Origin of the sequence: Streptomyces sp. NPDC057963 (genome assembly GCF_042887155.1) — a bacterium.
Taxonomy (GTDB): domain Bacteria; phylum Actinomycetota; class Actinomycetes; order Streptomycetales; family Streptomycetaceae; genus Streptomyces.
This window is the reverse complement of sequence record NZ_JBHVPX010000001.1, coordinates 610,305-630,569: the sequence shown is the minus strand read 5'-3', so window position 1 is coordinate 630,569 and position 20,265 is coordinate 610,305. Positions and strand designations below refer to the sequence as shown.

The following is a 20,265-nucleotide window of genomic DNA, read 5'->3' as shown; positions in this document are numbered from 1 at the left end:
TGTGACCCATGCAACGTTCTGTGAGTCATTTGAGGTTCTTCTGATCTTCGAACCCGGACGTGGGGCCGAAGACATGGGAGAAGATGCCGCCAAGTCGGCGGGGATTCACCCACAGTTCGACTGTGCCGCCGTCAACGCATCGGCCGCAGCCGTCACCTGACTGCCCGTCGCCGCGGCCACATCCAGCCGCGGCCCCGTGGGCAGCATGTCCAACAGCCTGGACGGCACGGCCTGGGCGTGACCGCCCTTCAGGCCCAGCCGCTCCACCGCGGTGGCGTCCGGCAGCCGGTACTTCACACCGACGTCGGTGACCAGGTACGTCGTGGTGCCGCGTACCCCGCCGCCAGCGCCGAGCGCCTGCACCAGGGCGCCGCCTCCCGGGCGGACCGCGATCCCGTCCACCGGCAGGCAGGCCCGCGCGATCTCGGGGCCGGCGGCCGGCTCCGGGACGCCTCCGTTCTCGGGCACCAGGGCGAGACGCACCCGGGGGGCGGTCCCCTCGGGCTGGATCTGGGAGCAGAGCGCCGAGCCGGTGGCGACGGTCCGCACGGACGGGGCGCTGCCGGGCCAGTCCGCCGGGTCCGTCGCGGTCTTCCCGGCGCCGGACTGGCGACGGGTCAGCTCGTCGGCGGTCAGGGCCAGCGGCTCCGGGGCCCTGCCCTGGTAGGCCAGGCCCGCGGTGCGGTCGTCGCCGAGCACGAGGGCCGCCGCCAGCGGAGTGAGCGGGCGCAGCCCGGCCTTCTCCAGCAGGAAGTACTGCTTTGCGGTGCCGGGGGAGGAGAGCGCGAAGACCTGGCCCACCCGGGCCGTCGCGCCGGCGACCTTGCCCGTCGCGGTACCGCGGCCGTCGATTTCGGGGGCCAGCAGGTCGGCGCCGGCGGGCAGGCTGTCCAGGAAGGCGGCCGAGACGGGGGTGGGGACGGTGCCGGAGTAGCCGAGCGCCTGCATGGCTCCGTGTCCGCCGATCCGCAGCCGGTGGTCGCCCCACAGCAGGTGCTTGCTGCCGTCCGGGCCTTCGACCAGCACGCCCCCCTGTTTCCCGGGGAATTCACCGCCGGTCGCGAAGCCGAGGCGCAGGGAGGTGCGGGCCTTCCGGTCGGCGCCGTCCGGGCCGGTGCGCTGCGGCTCGTCGGCGCAGACCTGCCAGGCACCCTTCTCCAGGTCACCGGGGGCGGGCAGCGCGTCCGGGGCGCCGGGGATGCCGACGGGGGTGCCGTGCGCCTCGCCGCGCAGCGAGGCGGCGGAGACGGTGACCGTGCTCAGCTCCTTCTCCGAGACGAGGCGTGCCGAGGCGTAGTTGCGTACGGGGCGGAGCCGGCCGTCGAGGTACAGGTAGCGCGTGCCGGTCTCCTTCTGCACGATCAGGGCGTTGGCCGTGCGCCAGGTCTTGGTGCCGGCCGGGGAGATGAGGCCGAACAGCAGGAAGCCGACGACGAGCACGGCGCCGAGCCCGATGCCCCAGGCCAGGCCGCGGTTGGTGCGGCCGACGGGGCTCTCCGCGGCGTCCGGATCGTGGCGCAGCATGCCGCTGGTGAGCCGGCCCATGACGAACATGTGGGCCTGTACCTGGTCTTTCCTGGACTGCATGCGGTGCTCCCGTCAGCCGGAAATGGCGCGCAGGTCGCCGTAGACGCCGAATACCCACAGCGCCAGCGGGATCAGGGCCACCGCCGCGCAGGTGTGCAGGATGTCGCCGGCCCGTCCCCAGTGGGGCAGGACCCGGCGGCCGGGCACCGTCCAGGAGGTGATGGCCGTGATGCCCGCGAGGGCGAACAGGGCGGCGAGCAGGACCGGACGGTCTTCGGGGGAGAGTCCGGCCCCCTCGGTGAGGGCCGCGAGGACCAGCCCGTACAGGCCGGGCAGGAAGACCGCCGGGCGCTGCCAGACGTTGCCGATGGCGCGGGAGTGCAGCAGCAGGAGCAGGCACAGAACCCCGGCGGTGACCCGGGCCGGGGTGTCCGGGTCGTCCAGGAGCAGCGCGGTGAGCACGGCGGCGCAGACCAGGCCGACTGCCGCGTACAGGGCGGTCATCCACTCCTCGGCGAGCGCGGTGCGGCCGACGACGTGCCCGTGCGGGTGCGGGTCGATGCCTTCCTGCAACTCCTCGGCGTTGGAGGGCAGGACGGGCAGCCGCAGTCCCGACAGCCGGAAGGAGAGTCCGGGGACCAGGCCGCCGACGGCGACGGCGAGCACGGCCACCACGCTCGCGGCATGCCCGAGGCCGACGTCCAGGGTCATCATCAGCGTCCCCCACACCGCCCCGGCCAGGGCGATCACCGCCACCGACAGCAGCAGCGGGACGAAGGCCGCCACCGCGGCCACGGCCAGGACCGCACCGCCCACGGCGGCGGCGGACGCGGCCAGCAGGCGGGCGCCGGTCAACTGCCCGCCGCCGTCCGCCTCGCCGACCGGCAGCAGGGCGCCGGCCAGGGCCAGGTAGGGCGGTACGAAGACCCCGAGGGCGGCTCCGGCGGCCGAGTCCCCGACCGCGCGGGAGGCCGCGGCGGCGCCGAAGAGGACCAGCAGTCCCGCGACGCCGGCGACAGCGGCCCGGGTCGGTCCCTCGCCGCCGGGCAGGGCGCAGACCACCCAGCCGGCGGCGAGCAGCAGCACGGCCGAGGTGCGCAGCAGCCAGCGGCCGGTGCGGCTGTCCCAGCCGTGCGGGCGTTCGCGCATGGTGCTGGCGACCCCGTCGACGAGGTCGTCGAAGTGGATCGCGGGCAGTGCCTCGACGCGGGGCCGCAGGTGGAGCGTCTCCCCGTCGCGCAGGGACAGCACCTCGGGGGTGCTCTCCTCGTCCAGCGGCTCCTCGCCGAGCCGTTGCAGCACCCAGCCACCGTGTTCGATCCCCTGCTCCGCGAGTTCCTCACCGGCGTGGTCGAGCAGGGTCGGCAGAAGGTCGGCCAGCGGCACGTCGACCGGCACGGCGAGGTCGAGCAGACGCTTGGGGGTCTTCACTGTGAGTCGGCACAGACCGGGGCTCGATATGCCCGAAGTTTCAGTCATGGCGGGTGGCCGCACCTCTCCGAGGGGCCGGGGTACCGAAGTGGGGAGGCGCACATTACCTTGGTCAACACGCCAGGTCCCAGGCCCCCCAGGCCCCTTGGCCTGCCCCCGCGCGCGGCGCCCGGCGGGGAGCGGCCCGCACCGACGGAACCCCGCGCGCGGCCGAGGACTGGACGCGACAAGCCCGAGGAGACACCCAGCGTGAGCACCGTTCAGTTCCGCCGGCCCGCCCGTCGGCGGGGTCCCGACATGCCTGACGGGGAACTCGGTCTTCAGGAGCCGCCGACGCTGCCGGAGGCGGAACCCAACACCTCCGCCATGTGGACGTACCTGCCGATGGGCCTCACGTCGCTGGCGATGCTCATGATGTTCCTGCGTCCCGGCCAGGCGACCGCCTTCAGCTATATCGCCATCGGGTTGATGCTGCTCTCCTCCGTGGCCATGATCCTGGCGCAGCTGATCCGCACCGCCGGTGAACGCAAACGCAAACTCAAGGGAGAGCGGCGCGACTACCTGCGCTATCTGACGCAGATGCGCCGCAAGATCCGTGTCACGGTGGGCGCCCAGCAGAAGGCCCTGGCCTGGCGCCATCCGGCCCCCGCCGCACTGTGGGCGCTGACCGGCACCAGCCGGCAGTGGGAGCGCCGGCCCTCCGACGACGACTTCGCCGAGGTGCGGGTGGCGGTCGGCGACCAGAAGCTCGCCATGCGGCTGGCGCCCCTCGCCACCAAGCCGGTCGAGGACCTCGAACCGCTGGCCGCACACGCCCTGCGCAGTTTCATCCGCGCCTACGGCACCGTTCCCGACCAGCCCATCGCCCTGTATCTGCGGGCCTGGTCGCGGGTGGTGATCCGGGAGGAGGGCGAGGGCGAGCAGCGGTCCCGGGCCCTGCTGCGGTCCCTGATCGCCCAACTGGTCACCTTCCACGCGCCGGAGGAGCTGAACATCGCGCTCTGCGTGAGCGACGAGCGGCGCGCCGGATGGGAGTGGCTCAAGTGGCTGCCCCACGCCCAGCACGGCTACCAGCGGGACGGTGCCGGTCAGGCCCGGCTCGCCGCGGCGGACTTCCAGGCCCTGGAGGAGCTGCTGGGCGCCGACTTCACCCAGCGGCCGCCCTTCGACCCGGAGACGCCGCCGGGGCGCGACGAGCCGTTCACCGTCGTCGTGGTCGACGGCGGGGCCGTGCCCGCCGGGCACCGGGTGACCGGGCCCGGCTACCGCAACACCGTGCTGGTGGACCTCAGCGGGGCCCTCGCCTGGAAGGCCGCCCGGGGCACGCTGCGACTGCGCCTCGACCAGGACGGGCTGTCCCTCGTCCGGACCGATCGCGAGCGCAAAGAGCAGGCCACTCTGCTGGGGCAGCCGGACCGGTTCGGACCGGCCGCCGCCCGCGCCCTGGCCGCGCGGCTCTCCCCGTACCGGCTCGGCGGCGGTGCCACGGCCTCGGAGCCCTTCGTGACCGACACCGAACTGACGGCGCTGCTCGGCATTCCCGACCTGCGGCGGCACGAGCCCGCCCGGCTCTGGCGCCATCCCGTGGAGGGGCGCGGACGGCTGCGGGTGCCCATCGCCGTCGGCGAGGACGGCACGCCCGTCGAACTCGACATCAAGGAGTCCGCCCAGGGCGGCATGGGCCCGCACGGCATGCTCATCGGTGCCACCGGCTCCGGCAAGAGCGAGCTGCTGCGCACCCTCGTCCTCGGTCTGGCGCTCACCCACTCCTCCGAGACGCTCAACTTCGTCCTCGTCGACTTCAAGGGCGGCGCCACCTTCCTCGGCATGGACAGGCTGCCGCACACGTCCGCCGTCATCACCAACCTCGCCGACGAGGTCGCCCTCGTCGGCCGCATGCAGGACGCCCTGCACGGTGAACTGATCCGCCGTCAGGAACTGCTGCGCAAGGCCGGCAACTACGCCTCCCTCCTGGAGTACGAACGGGCCCGCGCCGCCGGGACACCCCTCGCGCCGCTGCCCAGCCTGTTCGTCGTCGTCGACGAGTTCAGCGAACTGCTCGCCGCGCACCGCGACTTCATGGAGCTGTTCATCATGATCGGCCGGCTCGGCCGGTCGCTGGGGGTGCACCTGCTGCTCGCCTCCCAGCGGCTGGAGGAGGGCCGGATGAACCAGCTGGAGGGCCATCTCTCGTACCGCATCGGTCTGCGCACCTTCTCCGCCATCGAGAGCCGCGGCGTCCTCGGCGTCCCCGATGCCTACCACCTGCCCTCGCAGCCCGGCAGCGGCTACCTCAAGAGCGGGGTCGAGGCGCTGACCCGCTTCCGCGCCGCCTATGTGTCCGGTACGTACAAGGCGCCCCGCCGGGGTGCCCGCCGGGAGCAGATCGCCCGGCAGGTGGTCCCCTGGGGGACCGAGTGGGTGGTGCCCCACACCCTGCCGGCCGCCCCCGACCCGGAGCCGGAGACCGAACCGGAGACCGAGGAGAGCCTGCTCGGCCTCGCCCTGGACCGGCTGCGGGACAGCGGACCGCCCGCCCACCAGGTGTGGCTGCCCCCGCTGGACACCCCGCCGAGCCTCGACGCCCTGCTCCCGCCGCTGACTCCGGACCCCGACTTCGGGCTCACCGCCGCCGGTTCGGTGGACCGCGGGCGGCTCCGCGTTCCGGTCGGCCTCGTGGACCGCCCCTTCGAGCAGGTGCGGGATCTGCTCACCGTCGACCTCTCCGGAGCCGGCGGCCACGTCGCCGTCGCGGGCGGACCGCAGAGTGGCAAGAGCACCCTGCTGCGTACGTTGATCTGCTCCCTCGCCCTCACCCACTCCCCCCGCGAAGTGCAGTTCTACTGCCTGGACTTCGGCGGTGGCGCCCTGGCCCCGCTCGGGGGCCTTCCGCACGTCGGCGGCGTCGCCGGGCGGCTGGACCGGGAGCGGATATCTCGCACCCTCGCGGAGGTCACCTCGTTGCTGAACCGGCGCGAGCTGTTCTTCCAGGAGGAGGGCATCGACTCGATGCCCTCCTACCGCAAGCGGCGCGCGGCGGGCGAATTCGCCGACCAGCCGTTCGGGGACGTCTTCCTCGTCGTGGACGGCTGGTCCACGGTGCGCAACGACCTCATGGACGACCTCGGCGTCTTCGGTGAACTGGCCTCCCGCGGCCTGAACTACGGTGTCCACCTCGTGATCGCCACCTCGCGCTGGGTGGAGCTCTCCGCCGCCCTGCGCGACCAGATCGGCACCCGGCTCGAACTGCGCATGGGCGACCCCATGGACTCCGCCATCGACATCCGCAAGGCCGGCACCATCCCCACGTCGCCCGGCCGGGGCCTGAGCCCCGACAAGATGCACTTCCTCGCGGCCCTGCCCCGGATCGACGGCCAGGAGCAGGCGGAGGACCTCCCGGAGGCGCTCGCCGACCTCGTCGAGGCCGTCGCGGAGAGCTGGGACGCACCGCCGGCACCTGCGGTGCGGATGCTCCCCACCCACCTGCCCGCCGCCGCGCTTCCCGCCTCCGACCGGCCGCTGCGCGTGGCGATCGGCATCGACGAGGTGGAACTCGCGCCCGTCTGGCACGACTTCGGCCAGAGCCCGCACCTCTACCTGGTCGGTGACACCGAGAGCGGCAAGACCAGTGCGCTCAAGCTGCTGGCCCAGCGGATCATGGCGACCCACGGCCCCGACCGGGCGAACTTCCTGGTGGTCGACTACCGCCGGGAACTGATCGAGGCCATCCCCGAGGAGTACCGGCTCGGGCACGCCGTCTCCGCGGACCCGCTGCGCGAGTACGTCGACGGTGTGGCCCGCGCGATGACCGAGCGGCTTCCCGGGGAGGACATCTCCCCGGCCCGGATGCGCCGTGCCGACTGGTGGAACGGGCCGCGCCTCTTCGTCGTCGTCGACGACTACGAGATGGTCGGCTCGCCCTTCGACGGTCCCTTCGAACCGCTGCTCAACCATCTGCCGCTCGGCTTCGAGATCGGCCTGCACATGATCGTCGCCCGTGCCTCCACCGGCGCGGGCCGGCCGGACCCCCTCGTCCGCAAGATGAACGAGGTCAACTCGTCCGCCCTGCTGATGTCCTGCCCGCCGTCGGAGGGCTACCTCCTCGACAACGTCAAACCGCGCATCCTGCCGCCCGGCCGGGCCCAGAGCGTCGTCCGCCGCAAGACCCGGCTGGTCCACCTCGCCCTGCCCGAGCCCGGGGAGGAGACCGCCGAGGAGGAGTGAGCCCGGAGACGGCGGGAGCCCTCGCGGGCCTCCGCCGTCTCCGCCGTCTCCGTCTCCTCCGTCTCCGTCTCCGGAGGCCGTCGCGCGGTCAGCCGAGCGGCCGGCCCTCGGAGTCCAGCCGGCCCGGCTGCCAACGGCGGCCGCGGCCGCGTGGCAGGACCACGGCGAGGAAGGCCACCAGCAGGACCGTCCCCGCCGCGGCGGCCGTCACCAGGAAGGCGGTGGACCGGGCGCCCGCCGTCTGCGGCTGCCCCGGCAGACGGACCGGGTCCGCGTGCGCGACGGTCTCCGGAGCCTTGCCACCGGCGGCCCCGGAGACCGCCCCGTACGGGTCGAGCGCGGGCAGATCCCCCGGATACGCACCCGCCAGCAGCCGCTCGCGCACCTCGGCGGCGCTCAGCCCGGGGTGGTAGGAGCGCACCAGCGCCGCGGTGCCCGCGGTGATCGCCGCGGCCAAGGAGGAACCCGAGGCGGTCCACTTGCCGTCGCCCACCGGGCCGGGGCCCACCAGGGCACCGCCCGGGGCGGTCAGGTCGGCGTGCCGGAAGGGCGGTGCGGACTCCGGCCTCGTCCCCTGCGGCCCGGTGTCGAGCACCGCCAGCGCCTGGGCCGGGGCCACCGGGGCCGGGGGTGCCTCGGAGACCCCCGGCGGCACGCTGTCCGCCGCCGCCGGCACGATCACCAGGGCGTCCTTCGCGCGGGCCGCGGCCATCGCCTCGCGCACCCGCTTGTCGGAGCCGTCCAGGGGGGAGGCCACCGTGATGACGTCCGCACCGGCCTCGGCCGCCTCCCGCACTCCGGCCGCCAGCCGGTCCGTGTCCGGCTCGCCCCGCTCACCGGTGCCGCGCACGGCCAGGATCCGCGCCTCGGGCGCCACCCCGGAGAAGCCCTGGCCGGGCAACGCCGCCCCGGCGACCAGACCCGCCTGGAAGGTGCCCCGGCCCACGCAGTCCTTGCCGGCCGAGCCCCGTACCCGCACCCGGCCCGCGAGCACGGCCGGGTCGTCACTCACCCCGGTCCCGACGACCGCCACCGTCACCCCGCGTCCCCGCGACAGATGCCAGACCTGGTCCAGCCCCAGGGCGCCCCGGGTCCACGGGGCCGCCGCCGTGTTCTTGCCCTTCACGGTCGTGCAGCCCTGGTCCTGGGAAAGCCGGTCCGGTATGCCCGGCAGCGCGGTGCCGCCGTCCTCCGCGACTCCCGCCACCGCGAGGGGGGCCGGTCCGGCCAGTGCCGCGACGGCGGTGACACACAGCAGCAGACGGGTACGGCGACGCATGGGGCATCCTCGGTTCGGGCCGCCCGGCGGGGGCGGGAGCTCTTCTCGATCGGGTACGGGCCGGGCCGGCCGGTTCAGCGCCCCTGGAGGTCCTCGGGGAGCAGCAGCCGCAGATCGTCCAGGCTCGGCGCGGCCACGGCACTGAGCCGGCGCGCCTGCCGGGTCATCATGCTCTCCAGCGTCTGGCGCGCCAGACGGGCGTTGCCGAAGGTACGGCCGCGCGGGATCGCGTCGAAGTACGTCCGCAGCGCCGAGGCCGCCCCCGGGGCGCACTCGTAGCCGTTGTCCACCGCTTGCCGGCGCACGATGGTGACCAGCTCGTCCGAGGAGTAGTCCGGGAACTCGATGTGCCGGGTGAACCGTGAGGCCAGGCCCGGATTGGAGTTGAGGAAGCGGTCCATCTCCTCCGTGTAGCCGGCCACGATCACCACCACCTCGTCGCGGTGGTCCTCCATCAGCTTCAGCAGCGTGTCCACCGCCTCCTGACCGAAGTCGGAGGAGGAACCGGCGGACCCGGGGGTCAGCGTGTACGCCTCGTCGACGAAGAGGACACCGCCGAGGGCGCGTTGGAAGACCTCCTTGGTCAACTGCGCCGTGTGCCCGACGTACCGGCCCACCAGGTCCGCGCGGGCCACCTCCACCAGCTGACCGCGCGGGAGCACGCCCAGAGAGGCCAGCAGCTCGCCGTACAGGCGCGCCACCGTGGTCTTTCCGGTACCGGGCGGGCCGGCGAAGACGAGGTGGTTGCTGATCCGGGGCGCCGGCAGCCCCGCCGCGGCCCGGCGCCGCGCCGTCGCCAGCAGGTTGACGAGGTCGCTCACCTCGCGCTTGACCGCGCCCAGACCGGTCAGCGCGTCCAGCCGCAGCAGCGGGTCCTGGTCGTCCGCGGCGGCGGCGGGCGGGAGCCCCACGTCCTCGGTGGTCAGCAGGGTCAGATCGCGCTCCCCGACATCGCCGCGCGCGGCGAGCCGGGACGCCTGCCGGTCCACTGTCTCCTCGAAGACCTTCCGGGCGGTGCGCCCGTTGCCGAAGCCGGCGTCGCGGGGCATCCGCTCGAAGTGCGTGTGCAGCGCCGAACGGGCCTCCGGGTCCAGCTCGTAGCGGTGGGCGGAGCACATCCGCTCCACGATGGTGACCAGTTCCTCCGACGTGTAGTCGGCGAACTCGACGCTGCGGGTGAACCGCGAGGCCAGGCCCGGGTTGGAGGCGAGGAAGTCCGTCATCTCCTTCGGGTAGCCGGCCGCCACCACCACGACGTCCTCGCGGTGGTCCTCCATCAGCTTCACCAGGGTGTCGATCGCCTCCCGGCCGAAGTCCGCCCCCGAACCGGCGGAGTCCGACAGGAGCGTGTACGCCTCGTCGATGAACAGCACGCCGCCGAGCGCCTTGTTGAAGGTCTCCGTCGTCTTGATCGCCGTCCCGCCGACGATCTGCGCGACGAGGTCGGCCCGTGACACCTCCACCAGATGGCCCGAGCGCAGCACCCCGAGCGAGGCGAGGATCGAACCGTAGAGGCGGGCCACCGTGGTCTTGCCCGTGCCCGGGGGGCCCGCGAAGATCAGATGGCGGCTCATCGGCGGCGCCGGCATGCCGAGACCGGCCCGGCGCTGTGCCATCCGGTTCAGGTTGATCAGCGTCAGTACCTGGTCCTTGACGTCGTCGAGGCCGATCAGGGACCGCAGCTCCGCCACCGCGCCGCTCTCCGCGTCCACCTCGGCGCTCACGACGGCCGCCCCGCCGGGCAGCCGGCCGTCGCCGGCCGCCACCGCGTCGGCGGCGCTGCCCCAGGCGTCCGGAGCGCCGTTGTCGGCGCTCGTCAGCTGCTCCACCGCGAGCCGGTCGCCGGGCACGGACTGGCGCAGTCCGCTGCCCCGGTTGTCCCGCAGGGTACAGCCGATCACCGAGACCGGATCCGAACCCTCCACCCGGACGCCGTCGGCGGCCGATCCGGTCACCTCGCAGGAGTTGAGAGACGCCCTCGCGCCCGCCGCGATCAGCACCCCGTGCTCGCCCGCGTCCCGCACCCGGGACCGGGCCGCCGTCAGTTCGGCCTGCTCATCGACCCGGATCCCCACGGCGAGGCAGTCACTCACCTCGGTGTCGCGCAGGGTCACCGCGCCGAGGGCGCCCACCTGCACACCGGCGCCCTTAGCGGTCCGCAGCCTGGCCTGTCCGACGTACAGGTTGCCGTGCCCGGACACATGCAGCCCCGCGCCCTCGCACTCCTCGATCAGGCAGTCCTCCAGCCGGCCGCGGCCGTCCCCCAGGACCTCCACCCCGTGCTGCGCGGAGCGTGTCACGGTGGTGCGCCGCAGCAGCGGGTTGGCGCTCGCGCGGATGACTATCCCGCTGCCGCCGCTGCCGACCACCTCCAGCCGGTCGATCTCCGCGGCGGAGTTCTCCTCCAGCAGGACCCCGGTCCCCTCCGGTTCACGGACCACGGCCCCGGTGAGCACCGGGGACGAGAAGTCGGTGACCCGGATCGCGGAGTCCCGGGCGGCGACGAACACGCACTCCTCGAACACTCCGCGGCTGCGCTCCGTCACCAGCAGCCCGTGCCCCGCGGTCCGGTCCGTGCGGCAGCGGCGCAGGGTGGGCGAGGAACCGGCGCTGACCACGTATCCGTGCCCGGTGGTGTTCCGTACGGTCACGTCCTCCAGGACGGTCGCCCCGGTGGTGCTCATGAACACGCCCACCACCGAGTCCGTCACGGCGGACCGTGTCACGGTGACGGTGCTCTCCTCCTCGGCTGCGATCCCGGGCTTGTCGGCGGCGGAGATCTCGCACTCCTCCACCAGCACCTGGGCGCGGCCGTTGGCGAGGACGCCGTTGCCGCGCGCGTCGCGGAGCCTGCCCGCGCGCACCGAGACCCTGCCCTGCTCGCCGGCGACCACGGCGGAGGTGCCCAGGTGCTCGACGACGCACTCCTCCAGGAGGCTCTCCATTGCCGAAGTGGACACCACCCCGGCGCCCTTGGGGTTCTCGATCCGGCACTGGCGGACCGCCAGCGAGCCGGCGCCGCGGGCGAACAGCGCCGCCCAGGAGGCGCCGTACACATCGCACCGGTCGAGCAGGAGCTGCCCGCGCGGGACGTCCACCACCGGCAACTCCTCGTCGTGGCCCCGCAGCACGAGGGAGTTCACCATGGCCGAGTCGCAGGCCAGGGTCAGTGCCGAGCCCCGGCGGGGGGCCAGCTCCACGGTGCCGCGGCCCTCCGTGCTGGTCAGCGTCAGGGAGGTGGCGAGCGTGAGGGTTTCCTCGTAGCGCCCGGGGGCGATACTGATCACGGCTCCGGTACGGGCCATGCGGAGAGCCTCGGAGATGGTGCGGCAGTCGCCCGTCCCGTCCTGCGCGACGGTGAGCAGCTGGCGTGACACGTTGTGACCTCCCGGGCGCCCCGGCGTCGTTCCGCTGTACAGCGTCCGCTTGCACCCGGGGCGTGTGGAACTGATGTGCCCATCATGCCTGTCGGGGCGGACGGCCCGCCACCGCCGTCGTCAAGGAATCCGGAGCAGCAAGGCGAACGGGAAGCGACTGGTCAGGCTCGCGGCGCGTCGGTGCGGGGCCGTGGGGGGCGGAGTGGACGGCGGCCGGCCGGCCGTGGCCGGCCGCGATCGACGCCCTCGGGCCGACCGGCGCTCCGGGCGGACGGGCCGCGGCCGCCCGCCGGGCGGTTATTCGTTTGTGGCGGGCCGGATCTTCCGGAACGGTGGCCCCGACGTCAACGGGCCCGCCGGGCCGACGAATGGAGTGTCCGTGGCCGCTGGGAAGATGCACGCCGACGAGGCGGAGATCGATGTCCCGCTCGTGCGGAGGCTGGTCGGCGCGCAGTTTCCGCAGTGGGCGGATCTCCCGCTCGCCCCGGTCGCCTCCTCGGGGACGGACAACGCCATGTACCGGCTCGGCGAGGACATGGCGGTACGGCTGCCCCGGATCCCGGGAGCGGCCGATCAGGTCGCCAAGGAGCAGCGGTGGCTGCCGAGGCTCGCGCCGCTGCTGCCGCTGCCCGTTCCCGAGCCGCTCGGGAAGGGGACGCCCGGTGAGGGCTATCCCTGGAACTGGTCGGTGTATCCCTGGCTCAAGGGCGCGAACGCGGAGCGCATCGCCGATCCGGGCCGCACCGCCGTGGACCTGGCCGGGTTCGTCACCGCCCTGCACGCGATCGGCACCGACGGCGGGCCGCCCCCGGGCGGGCACAACTTCTTCCGCGGTGTGCCGTTGGCCGCCCGCGACGCCGCCACCCGCGGGGCGATCGCGGAGTCGGCGGCGGACGTCGGCACCGACGAGGTGACCGCGGCCTGGGAGGCGGCGCTCCGGGCCCCGGCCCTGAGCGGGGCGGCCGTCTGGATCCACGGCGATCTGTCCTCGGGAAACCTGCTGTTCCAGCAGGACAGGCTGAGCGCGGTCATCGACTTCGGGGGCCTGGGCGTCGGTGACCCCGCCTGCGACCTGATCCCCGCGTGGGAGATCTTCTCCGCCGAGCACCGGGAAGGTTTCCGGGACGCGCTGTCGGTCGACGCCGCGACCTGGCAGCGGGGCCGCGGCTGGGCACTCTCCGTCGCGTTGATCCAGCTGCCCTACTACCGGCACACGAATCCGCCGCTCGCCGCCCGCTCGCGGCACGTGATCGCGGAGGTCCTGGCCGACCACCGGTCCGGCAGGTGACGTGCACTCAGGACGCCGTTCCCGGAGCGCCGTTCGCCGCACGGGCAGCCGCCACCACCCGGTGCCGGGTGCCCGTCCGTCTGCTCAGTGCCGTCCCGCCAGCCGGTCCGCGGCTTGCGCGAGGGGGTCCGTGCCGGGGCGGGGAGAGGTGAGTTCGCGGCGGTCGGCGGCGCGGTAGGCGGCGTACATGCCGTGGACGCCGAGCCAGCGGAAGGGTTCCGGCTCCCAGCGGCGGACGCGGTGGCCCACCCAGGGGAGGGCGGTCAGTTCGGTGGGGCCGGACTGGCCGGAGTCCTGCTGGATCAGGTCGCGCAGGGTGCGGGCGGCGAGGTTGGTGGTGGCGACGCCGGAGCCGACGTAGCCGCCGGCCCAGCCGAGGCCGGTGGAGCGGTCGAGGGTGACGGTGGCGCACCAGTCGCGGGGGACGCCGAGGACACCGGACCAGGCGTGGTCGATGCGGGCTCCCGCGGTGGTGGGGAAGAGGCGGACGAGGATGTCGCGGAGTGCCTCGACGGTGGCGGGGCGGGTGCGTCCGTCGTTGTCGGTGGCCGACCCGTAGCGGTACGGGACGCCGCGGCCGCCGAGCGCGATGCGGTCGTCGGCGGTGCGCTGGGCGTACATGTAGGCGTGGGCCATGTCGCCGAGGGTTTCGCGGCCGTCCCAGCCGATGGTGTCCCAGACGGACCGGGGAAGCGGTTCGGTCGCGATCATCGAGGAGTTCATGGGGAGCCAGGTGCGCTTCTGGCCCTTGAGGTTCGCGGTGAAGCCCTCGGTGCAGCGCAGGATGTACGGGGCGCGGACGGTGCCGTACGGGGTGTGGGCGTGCTTGGGCCTGATCTCGGTGACGGGCGTCGACTCGTGGACGGTGACGCCGAGCGCCTCGACGGCGGCGGCGAGGCCCTTGACGAGTTTGACCGGGTGCAGGCGGGCGCCGTGCGGGGTCCAGCTGGAGCCGACGGCTCCGGTGACATTGATGCGCTCGCCGGTCTCGCGGGCGCCGCGCAGGACGCGGTCCTTCTCGCCGAAGGCGATCTCCACGGAGTGGAAGTCCTTGAGCCGGGCCAGCTGGGCGGGGGTGTAGGCGACTTCGAGGACGCCGCCCCGGTGGATGTCGGCGTCGATGCCTTCCTCGGCGGCCACGCGGACGACTTCGTCGACGGTGTCGTTCATCGCCTGCTGGAGGCGGACGGCGGCCTCGTTTCCGTGGAGTTTCGCGTAGCGGTCGCGGCCCGCGATGCCGTTGTAGAGCCAGCCGCCGTTGCGCCCGGAGGCGCCGTATCCGCAGAACTTGGCTTCGAGGACGGTGATGTTGAGGAAGGGGACGGCCTTCTTGAGGTAGTAGGCGGTCCACAGTCCGGTGTATCCGCCGCCGACGATGCAGACGTCGGCGGTGGTGTCGCCGGGCAGGGGCTCCCGGGGGACGGGGGTGCCCTGGTCCGCGTACCAGAACGATATGCCGCCGTTGGCGATGCTGACGGTGCTCATGCTGCCCCTGCTCTGTCCGGTGCGAAGCCCTGGTTGCGGCCGCTCTCCATGGGGCGGGACGTTACTGCGCCGGAGGGGTTTTCGTCTGCGTCCGGGACCGGGCCCGGGTCAGTGGATAGCAGGCCAGGCCGATGAGTACGGAGGCGAAGTGGCCGAGGTCGGTGAAGGTGCGGCCGGTGAGGAGCGGGATGCCGTAGAAGACGGCGACGGCGAAGAGGTACACGTACCGCCAGGGCTGCGGGACACGGTACGTGAGGACGGCGACGACCCCCGCGAGCGCGTAACTGACCCCGACGTCGAGCGTGTTGGCGGCGGACTGCGGTACGTGTCCGTGCCGGATGGCCCAGGCCAGGACGCCTTCGCTGACGAGGGTGGCGAGGACATGGGCGGCGATGGCGACGGCGAACCAGCGCAGGGTGCCGAGCCAGCGCTCGGCGGTGGCGTGGAAGACGGTGTAGAGGACGGCGTAGGGGACCCATCGGCCGCTGTCGATCCAGAAGGCGCTGGCGATCAGTACGCGTAGGGGGTCCCGGGAGAGTTCGTGGATGTTGGTCGAGCGCTGGAGCAGGAAGTGCTCTTCGAAGCCCGGTGACATCTGGCGGACGATGACGGTGGTGACGAAGAGCGCGGTCAGCCAGGTGTACGTGCCCGGTGCGCTGCGGATCCATGAGCCGGCGCTGCGGATCCACGAACCGGCCGCGGTGCGGCGCCGGGTGGGCGGGGCGGGGCTGCTCGGAGTCATAACCGATTGACGCACGGCCCCGCGATCGTCGGCGTGATCGACATTCCGGCCGGGCCGATCGAGACCCGGTCCGGGTACGGCGGGGCGGGACCGCCCGGCGCCTGCCGGGGCGGGGTCGGCGGTGTCGACGCCCGTGCTTACGCTGCCCTCATGATTCGTACCGCTACCCCTGACGACGTTTCCGTCATCCACGCCATGGTCCGTGAGCTGGCCGACTACGAGAAGGCCCTGCACGAGGTGCAGGCCACCGAGGAGCAGTTGCGCGAGGCGCTCTTCGGTGAACGGCCCGCCGCGTACGCGCACATCGCCGAGTCGGACGAGGACGGCGAGGTGGTCGGCTTCGCGCTGTGGTTCCTGAACTTCTCCACCTGGCGCGGGGTGCACGGCATCTACCTGGAGGACCTGTACGTACGCCCGGAGCGGCGTGGCGGCGGGCACGGGAAGGCGCTGCTGAGGGAGCTGGCGCGGATCTGTGTGGAGCGCGGCTACGGGCGTCTGGAGTGGTCGGTGCTGAACTGGAACACCCCGTCCATCGCGTTCTACGAGTCGCTGGGCGCACGGCCGCAGGACGAGTGGACGGTGTACCGGCTGACGGACGGGGCGCTGGCGGAGCTCGGCGGCGAGTGAGCCCCCGCCGGGACCGGCCGACGGCGGCGCGGCCGGTGGGGGCGTTGTCAGTGGGGTGGTTCACGATGGGGGCATGGCACGCAGCAGCGGGAAGAAGGACACCGTCACAGCGGCACGGCGGCCGGAGGTGCGGCTGCCGCCGCTCGTTCCGTACGACGGGGCGGGACTGGAGCCCGACGGGGACTACGACAGTGTGCGTTTCGAGGGGACGGACCTCGCGGACGAGTCGGGTCCGGGGGCCCGCTTCATGGACTGCGCGCTGGACGGCTGCGCCCTGGACCGTACGGAGCTGGTCAGAGCCCGCTTCATCGACTCCGTGCTGACGGGCGTGCGGGGGGTCGGCACCGATCTCGCGGGGGCGTCGCTGCGCGACGTGGAGGTGGTGGACGCACGGCTGGGAGGGGTGCAGCTGCACGGTGCGGTGCTGGAACGGGTGGTGGTGCGCGGCGGGAAGATCGACTACCTGAATCTGCGCAAGGCGCGGCTGAAGGACGTGGTGTTCGAGGGCTGTGTGCTGTCCGAGCCCGATTTCGGGGATGCGCAGCTGGTGCGGGTGGAGTTCCGCGACTGTGTGCTGAAGCGGGCCGACTTCAGTTCCGTGCGGATGGAGTCGGTGGACCTGCGGACGGTCGCGGAGCTGGACATCGCGCGCGGGGTGGAGCGGCTGGCGGGCGCGGTGATCAGCCCGGCGCAGCTGATGGAGCTGGCTCCGGCGTTCGCGGCGCAGATCGGGGTGCGGGTGGAGGCGTAGGGCTTCCCGTCCGGACCGGGGGGCGGGTGGAGGCGTAGGGCTTCCCGTCCGGGCCGGGGGGCGGGGTCAGATACGGGGGAAGCGGGCCTGGAGGTCCCAGATCACGGGGTTGTCGGCGAGACCTTCGTGCATGTCCGCGAGGTCGGCGATCAGATCGTGCAGGAAGTCGCGGGCCTCGCGGCGCAGCAGCGCGTGGCTGAAGGTGAGCGGGGGCTCGTCGCCGGGCATCCAGTCGGCCTCGACGTCGACCCAGCCGAAGCGGCGCTCGAAGAGCATCCGGTCGGAGGACTCGGTGAAGTCCAGCTCGGCGAACTGCTGCCGGTGCGAGCGGTTGCCACGCGGGTCCTGGTCGATCTGCTCGACGATGTCGCACAGCGCCCACGCGAAGTCGAGCACCGGCACCCATCCCCAGGCTGTGGACACCTCGCGGTCCGCCTTGGTGTCCGCGAGGTAGACGTCCCCGGAGAACAGGTCGTGCCGCAGGGCGTGGACGTCCGCGCGGCGGTAGTCGGTCTGCGGGGGGTCGGGGAAGCGTCGGGAGAGGGAGTAGCCGATGTCGAGCACGGTTCGATGGTGTCACGCCCGCAGGCGCACCGGTGCCGGGGCGTCCGGCCGAAGGGCCCCGGGCGTGCTGCGGGCGCCGGACGCGTTGCGGGCGCCGGACCGCCGTGGGGCGGGCGGGGCGGCGCGGTCTACGGCAGCAGCCGCTGCTCCTTCGCCACGGCGACGGCGCCCGCGCGGGTGTCGACGCCGAGTTTGTCGTAGATGCGGCCCAGGTGCGTCTTGACCGTGGCCTCGCTGATGAACAGCGCGCGGGCGATGTCCCGGTTGCCCAGGCCCTGGGAGAGCTGGGCCAGGATGTCGCGTTCGCGGTCGGTCAGGGTGGGCCGGGGCCTGCGCATGTGGGCCATGACGCGGCTGGCCACGGGAGGGGAGAGCGTCGTGCGGCCCTGCGAGGCCGCGCGGATCGCGGCGAACAGTTCCTCCGGGCGCTCGGCCTTCAGCAGGTACCCGGTGGCGCCCGCCTCGATGGCGCGGGTGATGTCGGCGTCCGTGTCGTACGTGGTGAGGACCAGCACGTGGACGCCGGTGGCGGAGATGCGGCGGGTGGCCTCGACGCCGTCGATGCCCTCGCCGAGCTGGAGGTCCATCAGCACGACGTCCGGGGCGAGCCGGGCGGCCAGGGCGACGGCCTCCTCGCCGCTGCCGGCCTCCCCGGCGACCTCGATGTCGGGTTCGCTGCCGAGGAGGGCGAGCAGCCCGGCGCGTACGACGGCGTGGTCGTCGCAGAGCAGGATGCGTACGGGCGGCGTCGCGTTCACGCGGGGTCCTCCGGGGCAGGGGCAGGGGCAGGGGTGAGGGGGACGGCGGCGGACAGGACCGTGCCCTCGCCCGGTGCCGACTCGATCGTCAGCGTGCCGCCGAGCTGGTGCAGCCTGGCGCGCATCGCGGGCAGTCCGTGGCCGCGCACGCCGCCGGTGGCCCCGGTGCGCCCGGCCGGGGTGAAGCCCCGCCCGTTGTCGGCGATGTCCAGGACGATCCGGTCGTCGAGATGGGTCAGCGTCAGCGCGGCCTCCGTCGCGTGCGCGTGTTCCCTCACATTGGCCAGCGCCCCCTGTGCGATGCGCAGCAGGGCGGACTGCACACGGTCGGGCAGCGCGGTGTGCCGCTCTCCCTCCACGTGGCAGCGGACGGTGAGCCGTCCCTGCGCCTGGGCCGTCTCGCGGGCGGCCAGCGCGTGCAGGGCCGCCTCCAGGCCGCCGCCCTCGGCGAGATCGGCCGGGGCCAGGTCGTGGACGAAGCGGCGGGCCTCGGCGAGATTGCGTTCCGCGATGCCGGTTGCCGTACGGACATGGCGGCGGGCGGTCGCCGGGTCGGCGTCCCAGGTGCGGTCGGCGGCCTGGAGCAGCATCTGCTGGCTGGACAGGCCCTGCGCGAGGGTGTCGTGGATCTCCATCGAGAGCCGCTGGCGCTCGGCGAGGGTTCCCTCGCGGCGTTCGGTGGCGGCCAGTTCGCGGCGGGTGCGCAGCAGGTCGCCGATCAGTTCGCCCTGCCGCTCGGACAGCGCGCGCTGGCGCGCGGCCTGCCGTTGCATGTGGACGAAGACCGCTGTCGCGACGGCCGCCACCGCGGGCGGGGCCAGCACCAGGTTCGGGTCGAAACCGTGGGCCAGCCGCAGTTGCGCGGCGACGACGAACACGGTGAGCAGGGCGACGAGCGCGAGCGCCGCGCGGGGCGGAAGGATCCGCAGCCCGGTGTAGAAGAGCGGGACCGCGCACCACGCGAAGCTCGGCGCGAGGACGACCAGCACCATCCATACGGCGACCAGCACCCCCAGCCACACCACATTGCGCGGCGTCGGACGCGAACCGAGCACGGGCCCGAGCACGTACAGCACGGCCAGGGCGACCGACAGCGCGATGACCCACGGGGTGCGGGCCTCGCCGGGGTGCCGCAGCAGGAAGCGGGCGAGCGAGGCGCCGAGCAGCAGGAAGAACGCGGCGTGCATCAGGAGCGTGAGCCGGCGCGCATCCGGGTCGCCGTCCCCGGAGCCGTCGCCGTACCCGCCCTCGCCGTACCCGTACCCGCCCCTGCCCCCGTGTCCGTGTGCGCCGGAGGTGCCGGTCGGCCCTGGGGCGGCGCCGCGTGCCGACCGGGTTCGGTGCTCCACCTCGTACCCCTCGCTCCTCACCGTCATCGACGCTCCTGACCTGCACGGATACCTCCATGGTCACCCCGGACGGCCCCCCGCGCATCAACCGATCGGCCGATGGGGCCGTCGGCCGTCCCGCACGTGGCGTCGAGCCGGTTCGTCGACCGTACGGCGCGGGACGCGGCCGGAGGATCGATGGCAGAGCCGAACAGGCTCGTCCCGCTCGTCCACCGCACCGCCGCCGAAGGAGCCCACCATGAAGAAGCCGTCGCTGCGCACCCGCGTCCTGACCGGTGCCGCCGTCGCCGCCGCCCTCGGCGCCGGAACGTTCGGCGCCCTGTCCGCCAACGCCTCCACCCCGGCCGCCGCACCCGCCGCCGCGGTCGAGGCCGACACCGCGAACCGGAACCTCCAGCAGACCACCCACCTGACCGCGGCCGCCGCCACCAGGGCCGCGCAGGCCACCCTCGAAGCCGCGCGGAAGGAGAACCAGCGCGTCTCCGTCGCCGTCGTCGACCGCAACGGCAACACCGTCGTGACGCTGCGCGGCGACGGCGCGGGCCCGCAGGCGTACGAGTCGGCCGTGAAGAAGGCGTACACCGCCGTCTCCTGGAACGCGCCCACCTCCGAGCTGGCCAAGCGCCTGGAGCAGGCCCCGAACCTCAAGGACGTCCCCGGCACCCTGTTCCTCGCGGGCGGCGCCCCGGTGCAGGTCAAGGGTGCCCCGGTGGCGGGCATCGGCGTGGCCGGAGCCCCCAGCGGCGACCTCGACGAGAAGTTCGCGAACGCCGGCGTCGCCGCCCTCGCGAAGTAGGTTCCCGCCGTGCCGGCGCACCGGCGTCCACAGGCGGCGCGTCGGCGGGCGCCCTAGGATCGCAGGC

Annotated in this window: 14 protein-coding genes; 5 read left to right on the top strand and 9 right to left on the bottom strand. The window is 73.6% G+C overall.

Annotation, left to right across the window (positions count from 1 at the left end; translation table 11 throughout):
- Positions 1–105: 105 nt before the first annotated feature.
- Together eccB and eccD are read right to left on the bottom strand one after the other, a co-directional pair.
- On the bottom strand, positions 106–1,587 hold the full coding sequence (gene eccB / locus ACFVT1_RS02940) for a type VII secretion protein EccB (RefSeq protein ID WP_389791935.1): 1,482 nt from the start codon (positions 1,585–1,587) through the stop codon (positions 106–108).
- Between the two features lie 12 nt (positions 1,588–1,599).
- The gene (eccD, locus tag ACFVT1_RS02935) at positions 1,600–3,006 is read right to left on the bottom strand and encodes a type VII secretion integral membrane protein EccD (RefSeq protein ID WP_389791933.1); all 1,407 of its coding nucleotides are present in this window, start codon (positions 3,004–3,006) and stop codon (positions 1,600–1,602) included.
- Between the two features lie 201 nt (positions 3,007–3,207).
- On the opposite strand from eccD, the gene eccCa reads away from it, so the two are divergent.
- Positions 3,208–7,182, top strand: a complete 3,975-nt coding sequence (eccCa, locus tag ACFVT1_RS02930; RefSeq protein WP_389791931.1) for a type VII secretion protein EccCa — start codon at positions 3,208–3,210, stop codon at positions 7,180–7,182.
- A gap of 88 nt (positions 7,183–7,270) precedes the next feature.
- On the opposite strand, the gene ACFVT1_RS02925 is transcribed toward eccCa, so the two are convergent.
- Both ACFVT1_RS02925 and ACFVT1_RS02920 read right to left on the bottom strand, forming a co-directional pair.
- Entirely contained in the window at positions 7,271–8,461 is a 1,191-nt protein-coding gene (locus ACFVT1_RS02925; RefSeq protein ID WP_389791930.1) for a S8 family serine peptidase, read from the bottom strand.
- Between the two features lie 74 nt (positions 8,462–8,535).
- The gene (locus tag ACFVT1_RS02920) at positions 8,536–11,838 is read right to left on the bottom strand and encodes a right-handed parallel beta-helix repeat-containing protein (protein ID WP_389791928.1); all 3,303 of its coding nucleotides are present in this window, start codon (positions 11,836–11,838) and stop codon (positions 8,536–8,538) included.
- Positions 11,839–12,217: 379 nt separating this feature from the next.
- Between ACFVT1_RS02920 and ACFVT1_RS02915 the strand changes: the two genes are divergently transcribed.
- Positions 12,218–13,126, top strand: a complete 909-nt coding sequence (locus ACFVT1_RS02915; protein ID WP_389791926.1) for an aminoglycoside phosphotransferase family protein — start codon at positions 12,218–12,220, stop codon at positions 13,124–13,126.
- Between the two features lie 84 nt (positions 13,127–13,210).
- On the opposite strand, the gene ACFVT1_RS02910 is transcribed toward ACFVT1_RS02915, so the two are convergent.
- Positions 13,211–14,611 carry an NAD(P)/FAD-dependent oxidoreductase gene (locus tag ACFVT1_RS02910; RefSeq protein ID WP_389791924.1) on the bottom strand — a complete coding sequence of 467 codons (1,401 nt, stop codon included), beginning with the start codon at positions 14,609–14,611 and terminating at the stop codon, positions 13,211–13,213.
- A 61-nt stretch (positions 14,612–14,672) separates the two neighbouring features.
- Complete coding sequence (locus ACFVT1_RS02905) at positions 14,673–15,353, bottom strand: rhomboid-like protein (RefSeq protein WP_389791922.1); 681 nt, start codon at positions 15,351–15,353, stop codon at positions 14,673–14,675.
- Positions 15,354–15,503: 150 nt separating this feature from the next.
- Between ACFVT1_RS02905 and ACFVT1_RS02900 the strand changes: the two genes are divergently transcribed.
- A complete protein-coding gene (locus ACFVT1_RS02900) occupies positions 15,504–15,980 on the top strand; it encodes a GNAT family N-acetyltransferase (RefSeq protein WP_389791920.1) in 477 nt (158 codons plus the stop codon).
- Positions 15,981–16,053: 73 nt separating this feature from the next.
- Positions 16,054–16,731 (top strand): pentapeptide repeat-containing protein, encoded by a 678-nt coding sequence (locus tag ACFVT1_RS02895; RefSeq protein ID WP_389791918.1) that lies wholly within the window; start codon positions 16,054–16,056, stop codon positions 16,729–16,731.
- Between the two features lie 66 nt (positions 16,732–16,797).
- Here ACFVT1_RS02895 and ACFVT1_RS02890 read toward each other — a convergent pair whose 3' ends face one another.
- The 3 genes from ACFVT1_RS02890 to ACFVT1_RS02880 form a co-directional block, all read right to left on the bottom strand.
- Positions 16,798–17,295, bottom strand: a complete 498-nt coding sequence (locus tag ACFVT1_RS02890) for a hypothetical protein (protein WP_362195068.1) — start codon at positions 17,293–17,295, stop codon at positions 16,798–16,800.
- Positions 17,296–17,423: 128 nt separating this feature from the next.
- Entirely contained in the window at positions 17,424–18,053 is a 630-nt protein-coding gene (locus tag ACFVT1_RS02885) for a response regulator (RefSeq protein ID WP_389791916.1), read from the bottom strand.
- A complete protein-coding gene (locus ACFVT1_RS02880; RefSeq protein ID WP_389791914.1) occupies positions 18,050–19,429 on the bottom strand; it encodes a sensor histidine kinase in 1,380 nt (459 codons plus the stop codon). The genes ACFVT1_RS02885 and ACFVT1_RS02880 overlap by 4 nt, the downstream gene beginning before the upstream one ends.
- Positions 19,430–19,640: 211 nt before the next feature.
- On the opposite strand from ACFVT1_RS02880, the gene ACFVT1_RS02875 reads away from it, so the two are divergent.
- The gene (locus ACFVT1_RS02875) at positions 19,641–20,198 is read left to right on the top strand and encodes a heme-binding protein (protein WP_389791912.1); all 558 of its coding nucleotides are present in this window, start codon (positions 19,641–19,643) and stop codon (positions 20,196–20,198) included.
- Positions 20,199–20,265: the final 67 nt, after the last annotated feature.

What these genes read in the sequence shown, in the direction of transcription:
- eccB (WP_389791935.1), bottom strand. Translation starts at nt 1,587, where the DNA reads ATGCAGTCCAGGAAAGACCAGGTACAGGCCCACATGTTCGTCATGGGC.
- eccD (WP_389791933.1), bottom strand. Translation starts at nt 3,006, where the DNA reads ATGACTGAAACTTCGGGCATATCGAGCCCCGGTCTGTGCCGACTCACA.
- ACFVT1_RS02925 (WP_389791930.1), bottom strand. Translation starts at nt 8,461, where the DNA reads ATGCGTCGCCGTACCCGTCTGCTGCTGTGTGTCACCGCCGTCGCGGCA.
- ACFVT1_RS02910 (WP_389791924.1), bottom strand. Translation starts at nt 14,611, where the DNA reads ATGAGCACCGTCAGCATCGCCAACGGCGGCATATCGTTCTGGTACGCG.
- ACFVT1_RS02905 (WP_389791922.1), bottom strand. Translation starts at nt 15,353, where the DNA reads ATGACTCCGAGCAGCCCCGCCCCGCCCACCCGGCGCCGCACCGCGGCC.
- ACFVT1_RS02900 (WP_389791920.1), top strand. Translation starts at nt 15,504, where the DNA reads ATGATTCGTACCGCTACCCCTGACGACGTTTCCGTCATCCACGCCATG.
- ACFVT1_RS02895 (WP_389791918.1), top strand. Translation starts at nt 16,054, where the DNA reads ATGGCACGCAGCAGCGGGAAGAAGGACACCGTCACAGCGGCACGGCGG.
- ACFVT1_RS02880 (WP_389791914.1), bottom strand. Translation starts at nt 19,429, where the DNA reads ATGACGGTGAGGAGCGAGGGGTACGAGGTGGAGCACCGAACCCGGTCG.
- ACFVT1_RS02875 (WP_389791912.1), top strand. Translation starts at nt 19,641, where the DNA reads ATGAAGAAGCCGTCGCTGCGCACCCGCGTCCTGACCGGTGCCGCCGTC.